At 68.7% G+C, this 23,407-nt stretch carries 21 protein-coding genes and 1 pseudogene; 10 read left to right on the forward strand and 12 right to left on the reverse strand.

The genetic code is table 11. The features are described from left to right. Positions 1–40: 40 nt before the first annotated feature. Entirely contained in the window at positions 41–1,393 is a 1,353-nt protein-coding gene (locus K2L43_RS00140) for a dicarboxylate/amino acid:cation symporter (RefSeq protein ID WP_011803481.1), read from the reverse strand. 169 nt (positions 1,394–1,562) lie between these two features. Between K2L43_RS00140 and K2L43_RS00145 the strand changes: the two genes are divergently transcribed. Beyond that, positions 1,563–4,217: a PAS-domain containing protein gene (locus tag K2L43_RS00145; protein ID WP_220638232.1), complete on the forward strand. Its 2,655-nt coding sequence runs from the start codon at positions 1,563–1,565 to the stop codon at positions 4,215–4,217. A 70-nt stretch (positions 4,218–4,287) separates the two neighbouring features. On the opposite strand, the gene K2L43_RS00150 is transcribed toward K2L43_RS00145, so the two are convergent. Next, positions 4,288–4,932 (reverse strand): response regulator transcription factor, encoded by a 645-nt coding sequence (locus K2L43_RS00150; RefSeq protein WP_011803483.1) that lies wholly within the window; start codon positions 4,930–4,932, stop codon positions 4,288–4,290. 54 nt (positions 4,933–4,986) lie between these two features. Here K2L43_RS00150 and K2L43_RS00155 point away from each other — a divergent pair, with 54 nt between their 5' ends. After that, entirely contained in the window at positions 4,987–6,240 is a 1,254-nt protein-coding gene (locus K2L43_RS00155; RefSeq protein ID WP_220638233.1) for a nucleoside recognition domain-containing protein, read from the forward strand. 476 nt (positions 6,241–6,716) lie between these two features. Then, complete coding sequence (locus K2L43_RS00160; RefSeq protein ID WP_012655148.1) at positions 6,717–7,019, forward strand: DUF3297 family protein; 303 nt, start codon at positions 6,717–6,719, stop codon at positions 7,017–7,019. A 177-nt stretch (positions 7,020–7,196) separates the two neighbouring features. On the opposite strand, the gene K2L43_RS00165 is transcribed toward K2L43_RS00160, so the two are convergent. The 5 genes from K2L43_RS00165 to K2L43_RS00185 all read right to left on the reverse strand — a co-directional run bounded on the left by K2L43_RS00165 (position 7,197) and on the right by K2L43_RS00185 (position 9,969). Continuing rightward, positions 7,197–8,384 carry an acetyl-CoA C-acyltransferase family protein gene (locus K2L43_RS00165; protein WP_220638234.1) on the reverse strand — a complete coding sequence of 396 codons (1,188 nt, stop codon included), beginning with the start codon at positions 8,382–8,384 and terminating at the stop codon, positions 7,197–7,199. Further along, on the reverse strand, positions 8,381–8,932 hold the full coding sequence (locus K2L43_RS00170; RefSeq protein ID WP_047350749.1) for a DUF488 family protein: 552 nt from the start codon (positions 8,930–8,932) through the stop codon (positions 8,381–8,383). Before K2L43_RS00170 ends, K2L43_RS00165 begins: the two co-directional genes overlap by 4 nt. Before the next feature lie 12 nt (positions 8,933–8,944). Further along, positions 8,945–9,160 carry a DUF2945 domain-containing protein gene (locus K2L43_RS00175; RefSeq protein ID WP_011803488.1) on the reverse strand — a complete coding sequence of 72 codons (216 nt, stop codon included), beginning with the start codon at positions 9,158–9,160 and terminating at the stop codon, positions 8,945–8,947. Positions 9,161–9,271: 111 nt separating this feature from the next. Continuing rightward, on the reverse strand, positions 9,272–9,775 hold the full coding sequence (gene cueR / locus K2L43_RS00180; protein ID WP_220638235.1) for a Cu(I)-responsive transcriptional regulator: 504 nt from the start codon (positions 9,773–9,775) through the stop codon (positions 9,272–9,274). Further along, complete coding sequence (locus K2L43_RS00185) at positions 9,772–9,969, reverse strand: heavy-metal-associated domain-containing protein (protein ID WP_011803490.1); 198 nt, start codon at positions 9,967–9,969, stop codon at positions 9,772–9,774. The genes cueR and K2L43_RS00185 overlap by 4 nt, the downstream gene beginning before the upstream one ends. A gap of 177 nt (positions 9,970–10,146) precedes the next feature. Between K2L43_RS00185 and K2L43_RS00190 the strand changes: the two genes are divergently transcribed. Both K2L43_RS00190 and K2L43_RS00195 read left to right on the forward strand, forming a co-directional pair. Next, positions 10,147–12,495: a cation-translocating P-type ATPase gene (locus tag K2L43_RS00190; RefSeq protein ID WP_220638236.1), complete on the forward strand. Its 2,349-nt coding sequence runs from the start codon at positions 10,147–10,149 to the stop codon at positions 12,493–12,495. 184 nt (positions 12,496–12,679) lie between these two features. Beyond that, complete coding sequence (locus K2L43_RS00195) at positions 12,680–14,332, forward strand: methyl-accepting chemotaxis protein (RefSeq protein ID WP_220638237.1); 1,653 nt, start codon at positions 12,680–12,682, stop codon at positions 14,330–14,332. 186 nt (positions 14,333–14,518) lie between these two features. On the opposite strand, the pseudogene K2L43_RS00200 reads toward K2L43_RS00195, so the two are convergent. The 5 genes and pseudogenes from K2L43_RS00200 to K2L43_RS00220 all read right to left on the reverse strand — a co-directional run bounded on the left by K2L43_RS00200 (position 14,519) and on the right by K2L43_RS00220 (position 18,464). Continuing rightward, positions 14,519–15,258: pseudogene (locus K2L43_RS00200) on the reverse strand (sulfite exporter TauE/SafE family protein). Between the two features lie 154 nt (positions 15,259–15,412). Then, positions 15,413–16,537: an alkene reductase gene (locus K2L43_RS00205; protein WP_220638238.1), complete on the reverse strand. Its 1,125-nt coding sequence runs from the start codon at positions 16,535–16,537 to the stop codon at positions 15,413–15,415. Positions 16,538–16,803: 266 nt separating this feature from the next. Further along, a complete protein-coding gene (gstA, locus tag K2L43_RS00210; protein WP_220638239.1) occupies positions 16,804–17,412 on the reverse strand; it encodes a glutathione transferase GstA in 609 nt (202 codons plus the stop codon). Between the two features lie 135 nt (positions 17,413–17,547). Continuing rightward, on the reverse strand, positions 17,548–17,814 hold the full coding sequence (locus K2L43_RS00215) for a YkgJ family cysteine cluster protein (protein ID WP_041835834.1): 267 nt from the start codon (positions 17,812–17,814) through the stop codon (positions 17,548–17,550). A 65-nt stretch (positions 17,815–17,879) separates the two neighbouring features. Then, complete coding sequence (locus tag K2L43_RS00220) at positions 17,880–18,464, reverse strand: NADPH-dependent FMN reductase (RefSeq protein ID WP_220638240.1); 585 nt, start codon at positions 18,462–18,464, stop codon at positions 17,880–17,882. 210 nt (positions 18,465–18,674) lie between these two features. On the opposite strand from K2L43_RS00220, the gene mnmG reads away from it, so the two are divergent. The 5 genes from mnmG (at position 18,675) to K2L43_RS00245 (ending at position 23,402) form a co-directional block, all read left to right on the forward strand. After that, entirely contained in the window at positions 18,675–20,660 is a 1,986-nt protein-coding gene (gene mnmG, locus K2L43_RS00225; RefSeq protein WP_220638241.1) for a tRNA uridine-5-carboxymethylaminomethyl(34) synthesis enzyme MnmG, read from the forward strand. After that, positions 20,657–21,337, forward strand: coding sequence for a 16S rRNA (guanine(527)-N(7))-methyltransferase RsmG (rsmG, locus tag K2L43_RS00230; RefSeq protein WP_220638242.1), 681 nt, complete (start codon positions 20,657–20,659; stop codon positions 21,335–21,337). The genes mnmG and rsmG overlap by 4 nt, the downstream gene beginning before the upstream one ends. Positions 21,338–21,371: 34 nt before the next feature. Beyond that, positions 21,372–21,986, forward strand: coding sequence for a LysE family translocator (locus tag K2L43_RS00235; RefSeq protein WP_220638243.1), 615 nt, complete (start codon positions 21,372–21,374; stop codon positions 21,984–21,986). 16 nt (positions 21,987–22,002) lie between these two features. Further along, positions 22,003–22,773 carry a ParA family protein gene (locus K2L43_RS00240; protein ID WP_011803501.1) on the forward strand — a complete coding sequence of 257 codons (771 nt, stop codon included), beginning with the start codon at positions 22,003–22,005 and terminating at the stop codon, positions 22,771–22,773. Between the two features lie 86 nt (positions 22,774–22,859). After that, positions 22,860–23,402 (forward strand): alpha/beta hydrolase, encoded by a 543-nt coding sequence (locus K2L43_RS00245; protein WP_012655165.1) that lies wholly within the window; start codon positions 22,860–22,862, stop codon positions 23,400–23,402. The last annotated feature ends 5 nt before the right edge of the window (positions 23,403–23,407 follow it).

Genomic DNA, 23,407 nt, shown 5'->3' on the forward strand with positions numbered 1-23,407 from the left:
GTGCATGGGCTTGGGGCCTGGCTTGAAGGCCGCTGCCGGATCAGGCCCGGTGGCGGGCCAGCACGACGGGTTCCACCGCCCGTTCGGGCTCGGGCAGAAACTCGGCCTCCCCATCCAGCACGCGGTGCAGGCGGTCGGCATCCAGCGCGTTTTCCCAGCGCGACACCACCACTGTGGCCACGGCGTTGCCGATGAAGTTGGTGAGCGAGCGGCACTCGCTCATGAAGCGGTCCACGCCCAGGATCAGCGCCATGCCGGCCACCGGCACCTCGGGCACCACGGCCAGGGTGGCGGCCAGGGTGATGAAACCCGCGCCGGTCACGCCGGCCGCGCCCTTGGACGACAGCATCGCCACCAGCAGCAGCGCGATCTGGTGGCCCAGCGTGAGGTGCGTGTCGGTGGCCTGCGCGATGAAGAGCGCGGCCAGCGTCATGTAGATGTTGGTGCCGTCCAGGTTGAACGAGTAGCCCGTGGGCACCACCAGGCCCACCACGGACTTAGCACAGCCGGCCTTCTCCATCTTTTCCATCAGCGAGGGCAGGGCGGACTCGGACGAGGAGGTGCCCAGCACCAGCAGCAGCTCGGCCTTCAGGTAGCGGATCAGCTTGAGCACCGAGAAGCCGCAGGCCCGTGCCACCGCGCCCAGCACCACCAGCACGAACACCGCCGAGGTGATGTAGAAGGTGAGCACCAGCTCGGCCAGGTTCACCAGCGAGCCCAGGCCAAACTTGCCGATGGTGAACGCCATGGCGCCGAAGGCGCCGATGGGCGCGGCCTTCATGACGATGTTCACCAGCTTGAACACGGGCTTGGTCAGGCCGTCCAGGAAGTCCAGGATGGGCTTGCCCGCATCGCCCACCATGGCCAGCGACACACCGAACAGCACGGCCACCAGCAGCACCTGCAGGATGTTGTCGCCCACGAAGGGGCTGATCAGCGTCTTGGGGATGATGTCCAGCGCGAAGCCGGTGAGCGTCATCTCGTGCGACTTGCTCACGTAGCCCTTGACGGCGGTCTGGTCCAGCTCGGCCACGTTGATGTGCATGCCGGTGCCGGGCTGCATCACGTTGGCCACCACCAGGCCCACCACCAGCGCCAGCGTGGAGAAGGTGAGGAAGTACGCCATGGCCTTGCCGAACACGCGGCCCACGGCGCTCAGGTGGCTCATGCTGGCGATGCCGGTGACGATGGTCAGGAAGATCACCGGCGCGATGATCATCTTGATGAGCTTGATGAAGGCATCGCCGAACGGCTTCATCGCCGCGCCGTACTCTGGCTGGAAGTGGCCCAGCAGTACGCCGATGATGATGGCGAACACCACCTGGAAATACAGTTGGCGATAGAACGGAAGCCGCACCGACGGCGCGGGGGCGGCAGAGGAAATGGCATGCATGCGGCGTGTCTCCGGAGGTCGAAAAAAAGACGCGCCAGGGCCGTGCAATGCCGCGCATCTTTGGAAGTCCGCGGTTGTACCCCTGCATCGCCGCCGCGCCGATAACCTATTGGTATTAGACGCCGCGCCCGCCCCGCCCGCGGACACCAAACCCAGAGACACTCCGCCCATGCCGCTACGTCGCCGCCGCCCGCTGCTCACCGCGCTTGTCGCACTGTTCGTGCTGGCGGGCATGGCCGTGTGCATGCTGCTGGCCAGCCAGTACGCGCAGCGCCGTGCGCTGCACGACGAAAGCCAGGGGGTGCGGCGCCAGCTCACGCTGTACGGCCAGGCGCTGGAGCAGCGCATCGACCGCTTTCGCACCCTGCCCGAGGTGCTGGCGCTGGACGCGCAACTGAGGGACGCGCTGACCCACCCGCTCACGCCCGCCGAGGTGGACGTGCTCAACCGCAAGCTGGAGCAGGCCAACGGCGCCAGCCATTCGTCCACGCTCACGCTCATCAACCTGCAAGGCCGCGCCATCGCCGCCAGCAACTGGCGCGACACCCCCAACAACGTGGGAGAGGACTACCACTTCCGCCCCTACGTGCAGCAGGCGCTGGCGCAGGGCCACGGGCGGTTCTACGGCATCGGCCTGACCACGGGGGAGGCGGGCTACTTCCTGTCCACGGCGATCCGTGGTGATGACGGGCAAACGCTGGGCCTGGTGGCCATCAAGATCCTGCTGACCGAGCTGGAACGCGAATGGCGCCAGAGCCCCGACGTGGTGCTGGCCTCGGACGCGCACGGCGTGGTCTTCCTCGCCAGCCGCGACGCCTGGCGCTACCGGCTGCTGGCACCCCTCACGCCCCAGGCGCGCCAGGAGCTGGAGGCCACGCGCCAGTACACCGGCCAGCCCCTCACGCCGCTGGGCCTGCAGGTGGAGCGGCGGGTGGACGAAGGCACGGTGCTGGCACGCGCGCAGGAGCCCCCCTTGCCCGGCCCGCTGCTGTGGCACACGCAGGAGCTGGCGGGCGCCGGCTGGCAACTGCACCTGCTGCACCACGCGGACAGCGCCATCGAGGCCCGCCGCTGGGCGGCCGGTGCGGCCGCGGGCCTGTGGCTGGCCCTGGCACTGCTGGTGCTGTTCGTGCGCCAGCGGCAGCGCCTGGCCCTGCTGCGCCAGCGCAGCCGCCAGGAGCTGGAGACCGTGCTGCGCCAGCATGCCCAGGAGCTGCGCACCGCACAGGACGGCATCGTGCAGGCCGCGCGCGAGGCCGACACCGGCCTGTCGCGCAGCCTGCAGCACCTGCCCCAGGGCGTGGTGGTGATCGACCGCGACCTCAACCTGGTGGCGTGGAACTCGCGCTACGTGGAACTGTTTCGCTTTCCGCCCGAGCTGATGCGCGTGGGCACGCCGGTGGAGGCGCTGATCCGCCACAACGCGCGCCGCGGCCTGCTGGGCGCCACGCCCACCGAGGACGCCATCCAGCGGCGCCTGCAGCACCTGCGCAGCGGCAAGCCCCACCTGCATGAGAGCGCCAAGAGCGACGGCACGGTGCTGGAGATCCGCGGCAACCCGCTGCCCGACGGCGGCTTCGTCACCAGCTACGCCGACATCACCAGCTACAAGAACGCCGCGCGCGAGCTGCGCTCGCTGGCCGACGCGCTGGAGCTGCGCATTGCCGAACGCACGCGCGATCTGGACGCCGCCCGGCGCGAGGCCGAGGCCGCCAACCGCTACAAGACCCGCTTTGTGGCCGCCGCGGTGCACGACCTGCTGCAACCGCTGAATGCGGCGCGCATGTTCGCCTCGCTGCTGCGCGGCCACCTGCACGACGCCGCCGGACGCCAGGTGGCCGACAGCATCGACGGCGCGCTGGCCGCGCAGGACGGCATCCTCAACAGCCTGCTGGACATCTCGCGCATGGAATCGGGCCAGTTGGAAGTGCATGTGCGCGACTTCGCGCTCGGCCCGCTGCTGCAGGTGATGCAGCACAACTTCGGCATCATCGCCGCCAGCCGGGGCCTGCGCCTGCGCACCGTAGGCACGCGCTACGCGGTGCGCAGCGACGAGGCGCTGCTGCGGCGCATCCTGCAGAACCTGGTGTCCAACGCCATCCGCTACACGCCCCGCGGGCGCGTGCTGATCGGCTGCCGGCGCCGCGGCCGGTACCTGCGCATCGAGGTGCACGACCAGGGCCCCGGCATTCCCGAGAGCCTGCAGCGCGAGATCTTCGAGGAGTTCCGCCGCCTGGGCGAGGGCCACAGCCAGGACGGCGACCGGGGTGCGGGCCTGGGGCTGGCCATCGTCGAGCGCCTGGGCAAGCTGCTGGGGCACGAGATTGGCCTGCGCTCCGAACTGGGGCGCGGCAGCGTGTTCTGGGTGTGCGTGCCGCTGGCCGATGCCGCCGCCGCACCCCGCCCCGCCGCCGCGGGCGCAGCCGCCCCGCCCGAGGGCGACCAGCCCCTGCAGGGCACCACGGCCTGGTACATCGATGACGACGCGCCCAGTTGCGAGGCCACCGGCGCGCTGCTGCGCCGCTGGGGCTGCGAAGTGCCTTTGGCGGGCGGCCCGCAGTCGGCCCTGGACTTGGCCGCGCCCGGCAACGCGCCACAGCTGGTGCTGCTGGACGTGCGCATGGGGCCCTTCCACGGCCCCGACCTGTACGACCGGCTGTGCACCGTGTGGGGCCAGGCACCGTCGGTGGTGCTGGTGACGGCCGAGCGCAGCAGCACCCTGCGCCGCCAGGCGGCCGAGCGCGGCTGGGGCTACCTGCTCAAGCCCGTGCGCCCGTCCGCACTGCGCGCGCTCATCAGCCAGATGATGCTACGCAAACAGTAGCTGCTTGCGCTTGTCAGACAAGCGCTAGAGGCCGATTTGGCTTGAAACTTGTGCCGGCAGGGTACTGCGCTCAGGGCGCGGCTTCCGGCTCCGTCTCCAGGCTCTTCACCAGCACCGCGGCCTGGGTGCGGCTGTAGCACTCCAGCTTTTTCAGGATGGCCGTCACATGCACCTTGACGGTGTTCTCGGCCAGGCCCAGCTCGTGCGCGATCTGCTTGTTGAGCAGGCCATCGGCAAGGCACAGCAGCACGCGGAACTGCTGCGGCGTGAGCTGCGCGAGCTTGGCGGCCAGCGCAGCGTCGGCCTCGGAGCGCTCGGCCGCCATGGGCGGAAACCAGCTGCCGCCGTCCAGCACGGCCCGGATGGCCGCGCCCATGTCCTCGGCCGGGGCCGACTTGGGGATGAACCCCGCCGCGCCGAACTGCTGCGCACGGCGGATCACGCGCGGGTGGTCGTTGGACGAGATCACCACCACCGGCACCTGCGGGTACTCCCCGCGCACGTGCAGTAGGGCCGAGAAGCCCCGCGCGCCGGGCATGGCCAGGTCCAGCAGCACCAGCTCCACCTCGGGGTGGTCCTGCAGCGCCTGGCCCAGCGTGGCGGCGCTGGCGGCCTCCAGCGTCTGCAGCGGCGCAAAGCGCTCGTGCAGCACCTGGATCAGCGCCGCGCGGAACAGCGGGTGGTCGTCGGCAACGAGCAGGGTGGGGGGCGGCATGGGGTGCAGTCTGCCACGGCGCACGGATGGGGCCAGCCGCTACCATCGAGTTCCATGGCACTCAACTGGGTCTGGACGGGGTTTTTCATCGTGGCGTTCGCCACCGCCGTGGTGCGCTGGCTGCTGGGCGAGGCAGGCATCTTCCAGGCCCTGCTGACGGCGCTGTTCGACGGCGCACGCGCGGGCTTCGAGATCTCGCTGGGCCTGGCCGGCATCATGGCCCTGTGGCTGGGCCTGATGCGCGTGGGCGAGCGCGCGGGCATGGTCGAGCTGCTGGCGCGCCTGGCCGGGCCGCTGCTCACGCGGCTGTTTCCCGCCGTGCCCGCCGGCCACCCCGCCCAGGGCGCGATGACCATGAACATCAGCGCCAACCTGCTGGGGCTGGACAACGCGGCCACGCCGCTGGGCCTCAAGGCCATGCAGGAGTTGCAGACGCTCAACCGCGAACCGGCGGGCACGGCCAGCAACGCGCAGATCATGTTCGTGGTGATGAACACGGCGGGGCTGACGCTGATCCCCACGTCCGTCATCGCCATCCGCCAGAGCGTGGCGCTGAAGCAGGGCCTGGGCGCGGGATTCAACGCGGCCGACATCTTCCTGCCCACGCTGCTGGTCACCTTCGCCTCGCTGCTGGCGGGCGTGCTGGCGGTGGCGCTCTTTCAGCGCCTGCCGATCTGGCGCGCGCGCTTGCTGCTGCCTTTGCTGGCCGTGGGCGGCGTGCTGGCGGCGGCGGTGGCGGGCTTGGCGCAACTGCCCGCAGAGCAAGCCGCCCAGATTGCGGGTGCCACGGGCGCGGGCGTGATCCTGGGGGTGGTGGCGCTGTTCCTGCTGGCCGGGGCCTGGCGCCGCGTGAACGTGTACGACGCCTTCATCGACGGCGCCAAGGAGGGCTTTGGCGTGGCGGTGCAGATCATTCCGTACCTGGTGGCCATCCTGGCGGCCATCGGCGTGTTCCGCGCCGCGGGGTGCATGGATGCGCTGCTGGCGGCCATCGGCGCGGGGGTGGCGGCGCTGGGGTGGAACACCGACTTCCTGCCGGCCCTGCCCGTGGGGTTGATGAAGGTGCTCTCGGGCGCCGGCGCACGGGGTTTGATGATCGACGTGATGCAAACCCATGGCGTGGATTCCTTCGTGGGGCGCCTGGCCGCCATCGTGCAGGGCTCCACCGAGACCACCTTCTACGTGCTGGCCGTGTACTTCGGCAGCGTGGGCGTGAAGCACACACGCCACGCACTGGCCTGCGCGCTGGTGGCCGATGCCGTGGGGCTGCTGGCCGCGATCGGTGTGGGCTACGCGCTGCTGCGCTGACCGCAACCTTCCCTCTTTCCCAAAAAAGCGCCTGACAAGGCGCTTTTTTTACGCCGAAGCCTCCTCAATCCGGGGCCGAGAAAGGGGTTTTGTGCGGCGCTGCGGTTTGCCACGGGTTGTTCTTTGTAGTTCTTATAAAGAATAGTCGTAGTAGTAGAGGGCGGCCCGGCCTGTGGGCAAGCCGATTTTTGTTTGACAGATCAAGCACTTGCGCTGCGCCAAAGCATGGGGACGGCTGCAGGCGCCTGCTGTACCGCAAATGGGGACAAGCCCCAGATGCGCCCCGCACCTGTGCATAACTGGCCAGTTGTGCCAGAACGCTCCGCAGACTTATCCACAAGGCGCCCTTCCGGGGAAGACTGCCGAGCAAAAACGGCGCAAGCGAAGGCTGAAACAGCGTTAGCAGCTCCTTTTTCAGGAGCGATGGAGACGTGGTACTGCGATGCAGGCCACAGCCGCCCCGGGATTGCGGGACAATGCAGGCCCTTTACTGCTTTCCGAGACCTTTCCCTGTGACCGACTCCGCCCTGCTCCCCTTGCCCGACCGCCTGGCCATCGACCCGCGCAGCCCGCACCATGTGGCGGCCGTGTTCCAGCAGGCGGCGGACATCGGCATCCGCTTCAACGGCAAGGAGCGTGTCGACGTGGAGGAGTACTGCGTGAGCGAGGGCTGGATCAAGGTGCCTGCCGGCAAGACACTGGACCGCAAGGGCCGGCCGCTGCTCATCACCCTCAAGGGCAGCGTGGAGGTGTTCTACAAGCCGGAAGCCGCGGCATAAAAAAGCCACCCGGTCCCGCCGGGTGGCTGGTGGGTGGGCACCCGCTGGTTCATTGGCCCGCTCCAAGAGGTGCAGACGGCGTTCTGATCGGCCGTGAGGAAGGTGCTGGATCGTTTGGTTGCTACTTAATCAGGAGCTAGCAGCGCTTGATGGACAAGCGCTGAAGGCCAGAACGACTCAAACCCGTTCGAAGATCGCCGCGATGCCCTGGCCGCCGCCGATGCACATGGTCACCAGCGCGTAGCGCCCGCCCGTGCGGTGCAGCTCGGCAATCGCCTTGGTGGTGATGATGGCGCCCGTGGCACCCACGGGGTGGCCCAGCGAGATGCCCGAGCCGTTGGGGTTGACCTTGGCAGGGTCCAGGCCCAGCTCCTGCACCACGGCGCAGGCCTGGGCGGCGAAGGCCTCGTTGGCCTCGATCACGTCCATGTCCTGCACCTTCAGGCCGGTGCGCTGCAGCACCTTCTGCGTGGCGGGCACGGGGCCGATGCCCATGTAGGCCGGGTCCACGCCGGCGTGTGCGTAGCCCACCAGGCGCGCCAGGGGTTTCAGGCCCAGGGCCGCCACGCGGTCGCCCGCAGCCAGCACCACGGCGGCAGCGCCGTCGTTGATGCCCGAGGCGTTGCCAGCGGTCACGGTGCCGCCTTCTTTCTTGAACGCGGGCTTCATGCCGGCCAGCACGTCCAGCGTGGTAGTGGCGCGTACGTGCTCGTCTTCCTGGAACAGCACGGTGCCCTTGCGCGTGGCGATTTCCACCGGAACGATCTGCTCTTTGAAGTAGCCCGCCGCGATGGCGGCGGCGGCGCGCTGCTGGCTGGCCAGGGCGAGTTGGTCCTGCATCTCGCGCGAAATTTGGTAGCGCTCGGCCACGTTCTCGGCGGTGATGCCCATGTGCATCTTTTGCCAGGGGTCGTGCAGGATGCCGAGCATGTAGTCGATGCTCTTGCTGTCGCCCATGCGCTGGCCCCAGCGCGCGCCCTGGTCGAAGTAGGGGCCGCGGCTCATGGATTCCGAGCCGCCGCCCACGGCCACGTCGCAGTCGCCATAGCCAATGGCCTGCGCCGCGCTGACGATGGCCTGCAGGCCCGAGCCGCACAGGCGGTTGACGTTGAAGGCAGGCGTCTCGATGGGGCAGCCAGCGTCAATCGCCGCCACGCGGGAAAGGTACGCGTCCTTGGTGTCGGTGGGGATCACGTTGCCCATGACCACGTGGCCCACGGCATCGGGCGCGATGCCGGCGCGCGCAATCGCGGCCTTCACGGCGGTGGTGGCAAGCTGGGTGTTGGGCACATCTTTCAAGCTGCCGCCGAAGGTGCCGATGGCGGTGCGTGCGGTGCTGACGACGAAGACTTCGCGGTGGGTCATGGGGCAGATACGGTGGTTGGAGGTGGATAGGTGACCGTACCGTCCGGGTGGACCTGTGCGGCCGGGGTGAGTGTCGCACTCTCGGTGCGCGCGCCCAGGATGTGGCGCACCGCGCCGCCGGCGGCCAGCACGTGGTCGGTGATGATGCGGCGGTGGCAGCGCCACCACACGGCCTCGGCGCACATGATGGCGCAGGGCTCGCGTGCAGCGGCCGTGCGCAGCGCGGCCAGCGCGGCGCGAAAGGCGGGCTGCAGCGCGTAGTCGGCGTAGTTGTGGAAGCTGCGGTTGTCCCAGTAGCCGTTGGTGGTGGGCGGCACGCCGCGCTGCAGGGGGCGGCGCCCGCCCAGCGCCGGCATGTGGGTGTAGGCGATGCCCTGCGCGGCCAGCGCGCCGGGCAGCCGGTCCTCGTGGAATTGCGGCTGGCGCAGCGAGCGCGGGATGGCGCGCACGTCGATCACCCGTGTCACGCCTTCGCGCTGCAGCAGCGCGATGAAGTCCTGCACCGCCAGCGTGGAGTGCCCGATGGTGTAGAGCGGCGGCGCGGCCATGGCGTGTGCCGCTCAGCGGGCCAGGCGGTGCAGCGCGCTGCCTTTGTGCAGGGCGACATGGTCGGTCTTGTCGCTCTGGATCTCGTACTGCGGCTCTTCGGCGCTGGCGTGGTGGGTGTAGCCCTTCCACTGCAGCGCGCGGGTGTGGACGGCGGTGATGCGCCCGCTGACGCGGCCGGCCTCGGAGTTCCAGCTGACGTGGTCGCCCACCTTGAAAGGGTGTGCCATGGCATGCCTCCTGCAGGGTGTGTCAAGGCGGCCATTGTGGCCCGGCCGGCGGGTTGGTTTGGGGTGTTTTAGGCATCCAGCGCCCTGTTCACAAGCGCTGGCAGCTATGAATTAAATAGCGACGTCGGCGGCGCCGCTATTCGGGATGCCGGCCATGGCCAGATCGTCCAGGATCGGGCAGTCCGGCCGGTCGTCGCCGTGGCAGCAGTGCACCAGCGCCTGCAGGCTGCGCTGCATGGCCTGCATGGCGGCGATGCGCTCGCTCAGATTGTCGATGTGCGCCTGGGCAATGCGTTTGACCTGGCTGCTGGCGCGCTGCTTGTCCTGCCACAGGCCGAGCAGGGTGGCGATCTCCTCCATCGAGAAGCCCAGGTCGCGCGCGCGGCGGATGAAGCGCAGGGTGTGCACATCGGCCTCGGTGTACTGGCGGTAGCCGCTGTCGGTGCGCGCCACGCCGGTCAGCAGGCCCAGTGATTCGTAGTGGCGCAGCATGCGCGCCGAGACGCCTGCGCGCTCGGCGGCGGTGCCGATGGCCACGGGCCAGTCCAGCGCGACCACGGGCCCAGCGCCGTCGCTGGGCACGCGGTGGGCAGGGCGCCGCGGCGCGGTGCTCATGCGGCGACCTTGTAGCCTTCTTCCTGGATGGCGTTGGCCAGCGCCTCGCGCGACTTGTCGCTCTCCACGATGACCTGGCCGGTGGGCAGGTCTACCTTCACGAGGGCGTCGGTGTCGACTTGGCGCACCGCGTGCACCACGGCGCGTTCGCAGTGGCCGCAGGTCATTCCCTGGACTTGAAATGTGTATTGCATGATGGTCCTCTCGATCAAAGGGCGGTGGATGGGTTGCGGGCCAGCGGGTGCCCGACAGCTGCATCATGAAGCCTGACATGGTGTCAAAGTCAAGCGGGGACACACGCGCCTACCGCTTGACCTTGCCAGCATGTCAGGGTTTAAGGTGCGCCCTGTATCGATTCCAAGGTGGCTTTCATGACTTCTGCTTCCCTTTCCCCTGCCGCATCGGGCGACGCCCCCGCGGGCACGCTGGACCTGGGCATTGCCGGCATGACCTGCGCGAGCTGCGTGGGCCGGGTGGAACGTGCGCTGCGCAAGGTGCCGGGCGTGCAGGACGCCACGGTGAACCTGGCGACCGAGCGCGCGCACATCGTGTTCGACGCCGCCAGCGGCGGGGGCATAGAGGCGCTGGCACGCCGCGCCGTGCGCAATGCCGGCTACGAGCCGCGCAGCGTGGAGGAGCAGGAAGCGGGTGAGGAGGGCGCGCAGTCGCCCTGGGCAGGCTTCACGCCGGTGGCGGTGGGGTTGCTGCTATCGGCGCCGCTGGTGCTGCCCATGCTGGGCGATCTGTTCGGCTTGCACTGGATGCTGCCGGCGTGGGTGCAGTTCATCCTGGCCACACCGGTGCAGTTCATTCTGGGCGCGCGCTTTTACAAGGCGGGCTGGCATGCCGCCAAGGCGCTCACGGGCAACATGGACCTGCTGGTGGCCATCGGCACCAGCGCGGGCTACGGCCTGTCGCTGTGGCTGTGGGCCACGGCCGAATCCACCCATGGCGCAGGGCACACGCCGCACCTGTACTTCGAGGCATCGGCCGTGGTGATCACGCTGGTGCTGCTGGGCAAGTGGTTGGAAGCGCGTGCCAAGCGCCAGACCACGGCCGCCATCCGCGCGCTGCACGCGCTGCGCCCCGAGGTGGCCCACCTGCTGGGCCGGGACGGCGAGGTGGACGTGCCGATTGCCGAGGTGATGGTGGGTGACCGGCTGGTGGTGCGCCCGGGCGAGCGCATCCCCGTGGACGGCACGGTGGTGGAAGGGCACACGCAGGTGGACGAATCCATGCTGACCGGCGAGCCGCTGCCCGTGGCGCGCAGCGCCGATGGCCCGGAGGGCGGGGCGCTCACCGGCGGCTCGATCAATGGCGATGGGCGCATCGTGATGCAGGTGACGGCCGTGGGGGGGGAGACGGTGCTCGCGCGCATCATCCGCCTGGTGGAGGATGCGCAGGCGGCCAAGGCGCCCATCCAGCGGCTGGTGGACAAGGTGTCGGCCGTCTTCGTGCCGGTGGTGCTGGCGATTGCCATCGTCACGCTGCTGGGCTGGCTGTGGGCGGGCGCGGGCGTGGAGGCTGCACTGATCCATGCCGTGGCGGTGCTGGTCATCGCCTGCCCCTGTGCGCTGGGACTGGCGACGCCGGCGGCCATCATGGCGGGCACCGGCGTGGCGGCCAGGCACGGCATCCTCATCAAGGATGCCGAGGCGCTGGAAACCGCCCACCGCGTGCAGACCGTGGCCTTTGACAAGACCGGCACGCTGACCGTGGGCCGGCCGCGCCTGACGGCGTTTCACGTGGAACCAGGGGTGGATGAGGCGGCACTGCTGTCGGCTGTGGCCGCGGTGCAGAGCGGCAGTGAGCACCCGCTCGCACGCGCCGTGGTGAGCGCCGCCCAAGAGCGTGGCCTGCCTGTTCCTGCGCCCGACGGAGTGCGCGCCGTGCCCGGCCGCGGCACCGAGGGCGAGGTGGCAGCGCGCAGCTATCTGGTCGGCAGCCTGCGCTGGATGCAGGAGCTGGGCGTGGACCTGGGCCCGCTGGCCGATCGTGCGGCCACGCTGCAGGCCGAAGGCGCCACCGTGTCCGCGGTGGCCGAGCGGGTCGCCCAGGATCCGAGCGGCGCACGGTCGCCCGACGCCGCGAGCACTCCCTTGGGGGGCAGCGAGGACACGATAGTGCCGAGCGCGGGGGCGCACTATGTCTTGCGCGCGCTGCTGGCCTTTGGCGATGAGCCCAAGCCCGGCGCACGCGAGGCACTGGCGCAACTGCGCGATCAGGGCGTGCGCTGCGTGATGATCTCTGGCGACAACCGCGGTGCGGCCGAGGCCATGGCCCGCCGCCTGGGCCTGCAGCCGGAGGCCGGCGAGGTGATGGCCGAGGTGCTGCCCGGCGACAAGGCGGCGGCGGTGAATGCGCTGAAGGCGCAGGGCCATGTCGTGGCCATGGTGGGCGACGGCGTGAATGACGCGCCCGCGCTGGCCGCGGCCGATGTGGGCATGGCCATGGGCAATGGCACCGACGTGGCCATGCACGCGGCGGGCATCACGCTGATGCGCGGGGACCCGCAGCTGGTGGCGGCGGCGCTGGACATCTCGCGGCGCACGGTGGCCAAGATCCGCCAGAACCTGTTTTGGGCCTTTGCATATAACGTGGCCGGTATTCCGCTGGCGGCGCTGGGCTACCTGAGTCCCGTGGTCGCGGGGGCCGCGATGGCGCTGAGTTCGGTCAGCGTGATGACGAATGCGTTGTTGCTCAAGCGTTGGCGGGGGTGATTGCGGGATAAACGAGACAAAAGGATTCTTATTTCTCTGGCAAACTGCAACGTTTTGTTGCATATTGGCGCGCGGCTTCGTTCGTAAGTCACGCGCAAGCCATCGCCTGACAGGGTGACGGATTGCGCGACGCACATCATGGGAGGGTGGCCCGCCGGGGGCTGCACACGACAAGGAAACGGTGATGAATATTTACGCGCTCATGCGGCTCTTCACGATCCGCCTGCGAATGATCGGCGCCATTGGCGTGGTACTGGGCCTGTTGGGCCTGCTGGGCGGTGCCGGCATGCTGGGTATGTTCCGCATCCACGGGCTGGCCCAGGACTTCATCAGCCAGCCGCATGCCGCGGTGAAGCTGATGGGCCAGTTGCGCAGCGAGATGGGTGAGATCCGCCAGCACGAGAAGGACATGATCATCCACTACGAGCGCCCCGAGTCGGTGCGCGCCGCGCACGACCGGTGGCTGGCGTCGCTGGACCGTGCGGGCAAGGTCACGGCCACGCTGGGCCAGATCTGGCAGGGCGAGGACCTGGCCGAGGCGAAGGACGTCGCCAAGCACCTGGTGGCCTACCGCGAGCAGTTTGCGCACGTGGCACGTCAGCTGGAGGCTGGCGGCTACGACACCGCCACGATCGCCAACCGCATGAGTGGTAAGGCGGTGGAGCAGTTCAACATCGCCACCGACAAGGTGGCCGCGCTGGACAAGCGCCTGGCCGCCGAGGTGGACAGCGCCATTGCGCACCAGGACCGCGTCACCGACCAGACCAAGTGGCTGTTCGCCCTGGCGGTGCTGATCACTGTGGTGGTGGTGGTGCCGCTCACGCTGCTGAACATGGTGTCCATCTGCCGCCCGCTGGAAGTGGCCCGCGCGATGGCACAGGCGATCGCCGGGGGCGACCTGTCTCAGCGCATCCACGTGGAAGGCCGTGACGAGGCGGCCGACCTGCAGCGCGCGCTGCTGGACATGCAAAACGGCCTGGGCGCAATGGTGGCGCAGGTGCGCGACGCGAGCAGCAACATCGCCACGGCCAGCCAGGAGATCGCCACCGGCAACCAGGACCTGTCCGCCCGCACCGAGCAGACCGCCAGCAACGCACAGGAAGCCGTGGCCGCGCTCTCGCAGCTCACCGCCACGGTGCAGCAGACGGCGTCGTCCTCGCAGGTGGCCAACCAGCTCGTCACCTCGGCCTCGGGCATCGCCACGCGCGGTGGCCAGGTGGTGCAGCAGGCGGTGAACAGCATGCACGAGATCTCCTCCTCCAGCCGCAAGATCGGCGACATCATCGGCCTGATCGACTCCATCGCCTTCCAGACCAACATCCTCGCGCTGAACGCGGCCGTGGAAGCCGCGCGCGCGGGCGAGCAGGGCCGCGGCTTTGCCGTGGTGGCGGGCGAGGTGCGCAGCCTGGCGCAGCGCAGCGCGGCCGCAGCCAGCGAGATCAAGGGCCTGATCAGCTCCAGCGTGACGGCCGTGGACGGCGGCGTGCGCCACGTGGAAGATGCCGGCAAGGCCATGCAGGAAATCGTGTCCAGCGTGCAGCGCGTGACCGACATCATTGGCGAGATCAACTCCGCCGCCTCCGAGCAGGCGGGCGGCATTGGCGAGGTCAACGCCTCCGTGGGCGAGATCGACCGCATGACGCAGCAGAACGCCGCGCTGGTGGAAGAGTCCGCCGCGGCGGCCGAGTCGCTGCGCGAGCAGGCCGCCCGCCTGTCGCAGGTGGTGAGCCAGTTCCAGTTGGCCGACGACGGCCACGCGCCAGCGGCCTTCACGCGCACCGGCGCGCCGGCCCCCGCGCTGCGGGGCGGCGACACGCCGCGCCTGAGCGCCGCTTGAGCGCTGCATGACGCACGCGGCGGCCGGGCGCCGCCGCCAGTTTTCAACAAACCCTCCTTGCGCACCTTCGGGTGCGTTTTTTTTGCCCCTTGGTTTTGCGGCCTGTGATGGCGCGCAAGGAAGTTAGCAGATTGCTATTTAATAAGTAGCTGCTAGCGCTTACTGGGCGGGAGTTAGAGCCGATTTTTATGCCGATGCCAGCAGGCGCGGCACGGATGCCACCAGCAGCGCACCGCCCGACAGCGTGAGCAGGCCCAGCACGATCTGGCGAAAGCGGACCTCGCTGATGCCGATATACAGCCGCGTACCCAGGAGCACCGGCACCAGCACGGCCGTAGCCACGATGCCGAAGGCGGGCAGCATGTCGCGCGTGACCAGACCCTTGGCCAGATAGGTGGCCATGGCCACGGCCAGCATCGCCAGGTTGAAGTTCTGCACCACGGCGCGCTGGGTGTCCTTGGGCAGGCCGCGCAGCGTGCACCACAGCGTGGGCAGCACGCCCGTGAAGCCGCCAATGCCGCCCATCACGCCGCCGCACAGGCCCACCACGGCGTCGGCCGTGCGCCCGCCCCAACGCACCCGCGGCAGGCTGCGCGCCATCAGCATGGCGGGGCACCAGCACACCAGCAGCGTGCTTTGAACCAATGGGCGTTCAGGTGGGGCAGCAGGCTGGCGCCCACGGGCACGCCCACCAGACCGCCCAGAATGAACGGCCACAGCAGGGGGGCATTGAAGCCGCGGCGCATGGTCACCGCAGCCAGCACCTGGCCGGTGAGCGAGCCGAACACCGCCAGCGCCGCCGCCAGGTGTGGCTCCAGCACCCAGACCCAGAACGACATGGCCACCATGCTGAACGCAAAGCCCGACAGGCCTTGCACGAAGCCCGCCACGACGGCGCCCAGGACGAGGATGGCCGGTGTCTCCATGCATGTCTCCCTGCTGCCCGCGGGTCCATGGGTGTACCCGCTTTTGTTTTGATAGCTGCCAGCGCTTTGCCCATCAGCGCTGGGGCCGGTTTTTATATCCATCCATGAAGCATCACGCCCGGCGCCGGGCGTGATGCTTGGCGGGCCGCCTGCGTCAGGCCGGGGCCTGCTCCAGCGCGGGGTAGTCGATGTAGCCGTGCTCGCCGCCGCCGTAGAACGTGGTTTGGTCCCAGGCGTTGAGCGGGGCGCCCCGCCGCAGGCGCTCCACCAGGTCGGGGTTGGAGATGAACGCGCGGCCAAAGGCCACGATGTCGGCGCGGCCGCTGGCCAGCGCCTCCTGGGCCATGTCGCGGTCGTAGCCGTTGTTCACCATCCATGCCCCCCGGCCGCCAGCCTCGCGGTAGGCGGCCTTGAAGGCGGCGTAGTCGAATGGGCGTCCTTCCACCTCGCGCGGACCGCCCGTTGCTCCCTCGATCACGTGCACATAGGCCAGGCCCAGCGGCGCAAGCTGGCGGGCCAGGTACTCGTAGAGCGGCTGCGGGTTGGCGTCCACGATGTCGTTCGCCGGCGTGACGGGCGACAGGCGCAGGCCCACCCGACCCGGGCCTACGGCATCGGCCACGGCGCGTGTTACCTCCAGCATGAGGCGGGCGCGGTTTTCGATGCTGCCGCCGTAGTCGTCCGTGCGCTGGTTGGCGCCGGTCTTGAGGAACTGGTCCAGCAGGTAGCCGTTGGCGCCATGGATCTCCACGCCGTCAAAGCCTGCCGTTTCCACCGCATTGCGCGCCGCCGCGGCGAAGGCGTGCACGATGCCGGGCAGTTCGCTGGCGTCGAGCTCCCGCGGCTCGGAGGTGGGCTCGAACCGGCCGGCGCCGGTCTCGGGGTCGACCAGATAGGTCTTGGATTTGGCCACGATGGGCGAGGGCGCCACGGGGGCTGCGCCGCCCGGCTGCAGCGCGCGGTGCGATACGCGACCTACATGCCAGAGCTGGGTCACGATGCGGCCGCCGCGTGCGTGCACGGCGGCGGTGACGCGCTTCCAGCCATCGAGCTGCTCGGTGGCGTACAGCCCTGGTACATCGGCATAGCCCTGGCCCTGGTGGCTGATGGCCGTGCCCTCGGTGATCAGCAGCCCGGCGCTGGCGCGCTGGGCGTAGTAGGTGGCGGTGATGTCGCGCGGCACGGCCCGGGGCGAGCGGTTGCGCGTCAGCGGCGCCATGGCGATACGGTTGGCCAGGTGCAGGTCACCGGCCTGGATGGGATCGAACAGAGTGGTCATGCGACTTCAGTACCTTCTTGCAAAGCGGACCGCGGGAGGTGCGGCACGCATCAAAGGTTACCGGTATCGCTCAGGGCGTGCAGTACACCCAGGCGCTGCAGAACCACGGGTTCTGTGCTACGTCAAACAGGGAGGGGGTACGGCGGTGGGGCCGGCTGGCGGCCCTGGATGGCGCCGGGCGTGCGGCGTGCGGGGGGATTTTTTGCGGTGAGGCGCCGGCGCGCACAAGCCGCGCCCCGCAGATGCCGGGCGCGGCCATGTGGGCCTTACTTGAGCAGGCCCTCGGCCTTCATGGCGGCCTGCACGGCGGGGCGGGCGGCGATGCGTTCGCGGTAGGCCGCCAGGTTCTTCAGTGCGGAGATGTCCAGGCTCACGGCGGGGGCCCAGTTGGTCACCGTGAACAAGTAGGCGTCGGCCACGCTGAAGTGCTCGCCCATGAGGTAGGGCTTGTGGGCCAGTTCGCCGTCCACCCACTTGAGGCGGCTGAGCAGTTGCTCATGCACCAGGGGCTTGTAGTCTGCGGGGGTGGTGGGCTTGAACAGGGGGGTGAAGCCCTTGTGGATCTCGGTGCCGATGAAGGTCAGCCACTCCTGCAGACGGTAGCGCGCCAGCGTACCGTTGGCGGGGGCGAGGTTCTTGTGCGGCGCCTGGTCGGCCAGGTACTGCACGATGGCGGGGCCTTCGCGCAGGCGCGTGCCGTCGTCCAGCTCCAGTACCGGCACGTAGCCCAGGGGGTTGATGGTGTAGTAGTCGGTGCCGTCCTGCAGCTTGTGGCTCTTGGTGCTGGCCAGCACCGAGGTGTGGGCCAAGCCGGCTTCGTGCAGCACGATGTGCGGGGAGAGCGAGCAGGCGCCAGGGGAGTAGTAGAGCTTCATGCGGTCTTGTCCTTTCAAGAGAGTGATGAAGAAAATCTCCGCAGCGCATGCTATGCCGACCTGCGCGGGTCTGCCATGCCAAGGCCTTTGTGGGGGCGTTTCCCCGCGGCGCTGCGCCTGGTGGGCAAGGCGGCCTCAGCGGGGCGTGGACGGCTGTGTGGCCTGTTCCATGAACGCCAGCCAGCGCATCGCGTGCGCGCGGCTGTCGCCGCACATGGCGGGGCTGGGCCGCAGCGAGGCGCACACCGTGGGGCGCTCGGGCCGGCCGAAGATGCGGCAGCGTGCGTCGTCGTCCAGTTGCACGCAGCGCATGCCGGCCGGCTTGCCGTGCGGCATGCCGGGAATGGGCGAGGAGATCGACGGCGCCGTGCAGCAGGCGCCGCAGCCGGGGCGGCAATCCATGGCGCTATTTAATTCATAGCTGTCAGCGCTTGCTGGATATGCGCTGGTACCGGTTTTTGCTTCTGTCACGCGGTGCCGTGCAGCCGCCCGGCAGCCCACAGGACCTGCTCCACCACGCCGCGCACGTGGGCGGCTTGGCTTGCGTCGACCAGCTGGCCCTGGGCGTCGAAGGCACTGGCCGCGCGCGGCAGCGCGAAATGGCGCGGCGCCAGCCAGCATTCCAGGTTGAGCAGCAGCGGCGCCAGGTGGCTTTGCGACCGCAGGCCGCCCAGTGCGCCGTTGGACGCGCTGAGCATCCCCACCACCTTGCCCGCGAACGGGCGAGTGCCATCACTCCATTCCGCGTGTCCGGCCACGGGGCTGGAGGCCCAGTCGATGGTGTTCTTGAGCAGGCCGGTGTAGCTGCCGTTGTATTCGGGCGAGCAGATCACCCAGGCGGGGTGGGCGTCCAGCGCTTCCTTCAGCCGGATCACGTCGGCCGGGGTGCCCGCGGTCTCCAGGTCGGCGTTGTAGAGGGGGATGTCGAAGTCGGCCAGCTCCAGCAGCGTGACGTCGGCGCCGGCGTCGCGCGCCATGTGTGCGGCCACGGCGGCCAGACGGCGGTTGAATGATTGGGTGCGGGTGCTGCCCGCGAACACGAGGAACTTCATGCGCGGGATTGGAGCACAGGCCGGGCACACTTTTCCTGCGCGGTTTCACGTGAAACAAACCCCGCCGCGCATCGGGGTGGCAAAGATGGGAAAATCACGGGTCCCCGCCGGGCCGGCAGCGCAGGCGCGAGGGTGGGGCGGTACCGGCGCCGTGAAAGCCGGGCTTGTTCACCGTTTGACAGGGCCGCAGCGGGCCCGGAGCACCCCACCATGTTGTACCCCCAGGATTTCGATGTCATCGTCGTTGGCGGAGGCCATGCCGGCACCGAGGCCGCGCTGGCCGCCGCACGCATGGGCAGCCGCACGCTGCTGCTCACGCACAACATCGAGACGCTGGGGCAGATGAGCTGCAACCCCAGCATCGGCGGCATTGGCAAGGGCCACCTGGTGAAGGAAGTGGACGCGCTGGGTGGCGCGATGGCGCTGGCGACCGATGAGGCGGGCATCCAGTTCCGCATTCTCAACAGCAGCAAGGGCCCGGCCGTGCGCGCCACGCGCGCGCAGGCCGACCGCATCCTCTACAAGGCGGCCATCCGCCGCATGCTGGAGAACCAGCCCAACCTGTGGTTGTTCCAGCAGGCGGTGGACGACCTGATGGTGGAGGGCGACCGCGTGGTGGGCGCCGTCACGCAGGTGGGTATCCGCTTTCGCAGTCGCACGGTGGTGCTGACGGCGGGCACCTTCTTGGACGGCAAGATCCACGTGGGCCTCAACAACTACGCGGCCGGCCGCGCGGGGGATCCGCCGGCCGTAAGCCTGTCGGCACGTCTGAAGGAGCTGCAGCTGCCCCAGGGGCGCTTGAAGACCGGCACGCCGCCGCGCATCGACGGGCGCAGCATCGACTTCAGCCAGTGTGAGGAGCAGCCCGGCGATGGCATGCCCGGCGGCGTGAACGAGGATGCTGTGCCGGTGTTCAGCTTCATGGCGCATGCGTACGGTGGGGCGGCCATGCACCCGCGCCAGGTGCCCTGCTGGATCACGCACACCAACGCGCGCACGCACGAGATCATCCGCAGCGGCTTTGACCGCAGTCCCATGTTCACCGGCAAGATCGAAGGCGTGGGCCCGCGCTACTGCCCCAGCGTGGAGGACAAGATCAACCGCTTTGCCGACAAGGAAAGCCATCAGATATTTTTGGAGCCGGAAGGGCTGACCACGCACGAGTTCTACCCCAACGGCATCAGCACCAGCCTGCCGTTCGATATCCAGTACGACCTGGTGCGCTCGATGCGCGGCCTGGAGAACGCGCACATCCTGCGGCCGGGCTACGCCATCGAGTATGACTACTTCGACCCGCGTTCGCTCAAGAGCAGTTTCGAGACGCGGCAGATCCAGGGCCTGTTCTTCGCAGGCCAGATCAATGGCACCACAGGGTACGAGGAGGCGGCGGTGCAGGGCCTGTTCGCCGGCATCAACGCCGCGCTGCAATGCCGAGGGGAGGGTGCCTGGGTGCCCGCGCGCGACGAGGCCTATCTGGGCGTGTTGGTGGACGATCTGATCACCAAGGGCGTGACCGAGCCCTACCGCATGTTCACCAGCCGCGCCGAGTTCCGCCTGCAGCTGCGCGAGGACAACGCCGACATGCGCCTGACCGAGGCGGGGCGTCGCTTGGGTTTGGTGGATGATGCGCGCTGGGACGCTTTCAGCCGCAAGCGCGATGCGGTTTCACGTGAAACAGAGCGCTTGAAATCGACATGGGTGAACCCGCGCAACCTGCCCACGGTGGAGGCCGAGCGCGTGCTGGGTAAAGCCATCGAACATGAATACAACCTCTTCGACCTGTTGCGCCGTCCGGACGTGGGGTACGACGCACTGACGACCATGGATGGCGGCAAGTATGCAAGCGAGGCTGTTTCACGTGAAACGTTGGGCGAGCTGAGCGCACCCGTGATCGAGCAGGTCGAGATTGCCGCCAAGTACGCGGGCTATATCGACCGCCAACGGGATGAGGTGCAGCGCGCCGCGCACTTCGAGAAGCTGCGTCTGCCTGAAGATCTGGATTACATGCAGGTGGCGGCCTTGTCGATCGAGGTGCGGCAAAAACTGCAGAAGCACCGGCCGGAGACGTTGGGCCAGGCGTCACGCATTTCCGGGGTGACACCGGCGGCGATCTCGCTGCTGATGGTCCACTTGAAGAAGGGCGGTTTCAAAGGGTTTGCCCCGCAGCCGGCGGATGGGGTGGAGACGGTCGCATGAGCGTGGTGTCGAACACAAGCCTTGAGTTCACCCTGCGTGAGGGCGCCAACGCCTTGGGGTTGGATCTATCGGAAGCGCAAATCACGCAGCTGTTGGACTTCCTGGCGCTGCTGCAAAAGTGGAACAAGGTCTACAACCTCACGGCGGTGCGCGATCCGCAGGAAATGCTCACGCACCACCTGCTGGACAGCCTGGCTGCCGTCCCGCCGCTGCGCCGCCATGTCGCGCAAACGGCGCAGGGCAGTGCGGCCCGCCCGGGCGCACGGCTGCTGGATGTGGGATCAGGCGGGGGACTGCCTGGCGTGGTGTTCGCCATTTGTTGCCCGGAAGTGGATGTGAGTTGCGTGGACACCGTGGCCAAGAAAGCAGCGTTCATCCAGCAGGCGGCGGGCACCCTCGGTCTGTCCAACCTGCGTGGCATCCATGCGCGCGTGGAAACGCTGGCCGGTCCGTTCGATGTGGTCAGTTGCCGCGCCTTTGCCGCGCTGGCGGACTTCACCGCCTGGTCGCGCCAGGCACTGGCACCGCACGGCGTGTGGCTGGCCATGAAGGGAAAGCACCCGCACGACGAGATTGCCGCGCTACCGGCGGACGTAAGCGTGTTTCACGTGGAACAACTCACTGTGCCGGGCCTGCAGGCCGAACGCTGCATCCTCTGGCTGCGCCCCGTCGCGTAAACTCAAGCCCCCTCCCGCTTCGCAAGGCGCTCCCATGTTCGGCATTGCAGACTACGGCGCATTCGTCGCCGCCATCGTGTTGTTCCTCGCCATCCCGGGGCCGGGCAATCTGGCGCTCATCACTTCCACCGGCAAGGGCGGTGTGCGCGCCGGCATGGCCGCCTGCATGGGCGTGATCGCCGCCGACCAGGTGCTCATGTGGATGGCGGTGGCGGGCGTGGCGGGCCTGCTGGCCGCGTATCCGGCGGCATTCCATGCCGTGCAATGGCTGGGCGCCGTCTACCTGGGCTGGATGGTCTACAAGATGCTCACCGCCAAGCCGGGGGATGTTCCCGTGCTGAACATTGCGCCGCGCCACTACTTCCGCCAGGGGGCGGTCATCACGCTGCTCAACCCCAAGGCCATCGTGTTCTACATGGCCTTCTTCCCGCTGTTCGTGAACCCGGCCACGCACCGCGGGTTGGTCACCTTCGCCGCCATGGCCGCCACCATCGCCACGCTCACCTTCCTGTACAGCCTGGTTGTGGTGCTGCTCACGCACTTCCTGGCCGAGCGCATGCGCGCCAACCCCACGGTGGCGCGCGTGTTGGAGAAAACGGCGGGCGTGTTCCTCATCGGCTTCGGCGTCAAGCTGGCCATTTCCAAGTAATAGCGAATTGCCCCGCATGGCCAAGATCTTCTGCATTGCCAACCAAAAGGGTGGGGTCGGCAAGACCACCACTTCCGTCAATCTGGCCGCGGGCCTGGCCAAGATCGGCCAGCGCGTGCTGCTCGTGGACCTGGACCCGCAGGGCAATGCCACCATGGGCTCGGGCGTGGACAAGCGCGCGCTGGAGCTGTCGGTGTACGACGTGCTGCTGGAGTCGGCTTCGGTGCCGGAGGCCGCCGTGCTGTCGGAGCAGTGCGGCTACCGCGTGCTGGGCGCCAACCGCGAACTCGCCGGGGCAGAGGTGGAACTGGTGCCGCTGGAACAGCGCGAACGCCGCCTGAAAGCCGCCCTGGCGGCGGTGGATTCCGACTACGATTTCGTGCTCATCGACTGCCCGCCCTCCCTGTCCATGCTCACGCTGAACGGCCTGTGCAGCGCCCACGGCGTCATCGTGCCGATGCAGTGCGAGTACTTCGCGCTGGAGGGCCTGACCGATCTGGTGAACACCATCAAGCAGGTGCATGCCAACCTGAACCCCGACCTGCAGATCATCGGCCTGCTGCGCGTGATGTTCGACCCGCGCATCACGCTGCAAAGCCAGGTCAGCGAGCAGCTCAAGGACCACTTCGGCGACAAGGTGTTCGACACCGTGATCCCGCGCAACGTGCGCCTGGCCGAGGCGCCTAGCTACGGTTTGCCCGGCGTGGTGTTCGATCCCGCGGCCAAGGGCAGCCAGGCTTTTCTGGAGTTCGCGCGCGAGATGGTGGAGCGCGTGAAGCGCATGTGATGCCTGGCCAAGGTCTTACCGGTCAAAATAGCCTCCAAGGCTTATTGGATAAGCGCTATAAGCTATATAAATAATAGTAACGCCGCATGAACCCCTCGCAGATCCTCCTCCTGCCCGGCTGGCAGAACTCCGGCCCCGGCCACTGGCAAACCGAGTGGGAGCGGCTGCATGGCTACCAGCGCGTGCAGCAGCACGACTGGATGCGTCCGTTGCGCGGCGACTGGTCCGCGCGGCTGGAAGAGGTCGTGGCCGATGCGCCGGGCGAGGTGGTGCTGGCCGCGCACAGCCTGGGGTGCATCCTCACCGCGTGGTGGGCGGCGCACACCCGCTACGCGCACAAGGTGCGCGGTGCGCTGCTGGTGGCGCCGGGCGATGTGGAGCGGCCCGACCTGGCCGCGCAGATCCCCGGCTGGGCGCCCATCGCACGCCAGGTGCTGCCCTTTCCGGCCGTGCTGGTGGGCAGCCAGGACGATCCCTACTGCAGCTTTGAGCGTGCGCAGACGCTGGCCGGTGCGTGGGGCGCACGCTTCGTGGACTGCGGGCCCCGCGGCCATATCAACGCCGATTCCGACCTGGGCGAATGGCCCGAAGGGCACGCACTGCTGCGCGCATTGATGAACAAGGACTGAAGACA

The sequence above is a fragment of the Diaphorobacter sp. MNS-0 genome (genome assembly GCF_019602835.1).
GTDB lineage: Bacteria > Pseudomonadota > Gammaproteobacteria > Burkholderiales > Burkholderiaceae_C > Diaphorobacter > Diaphorobacter nitroreducens.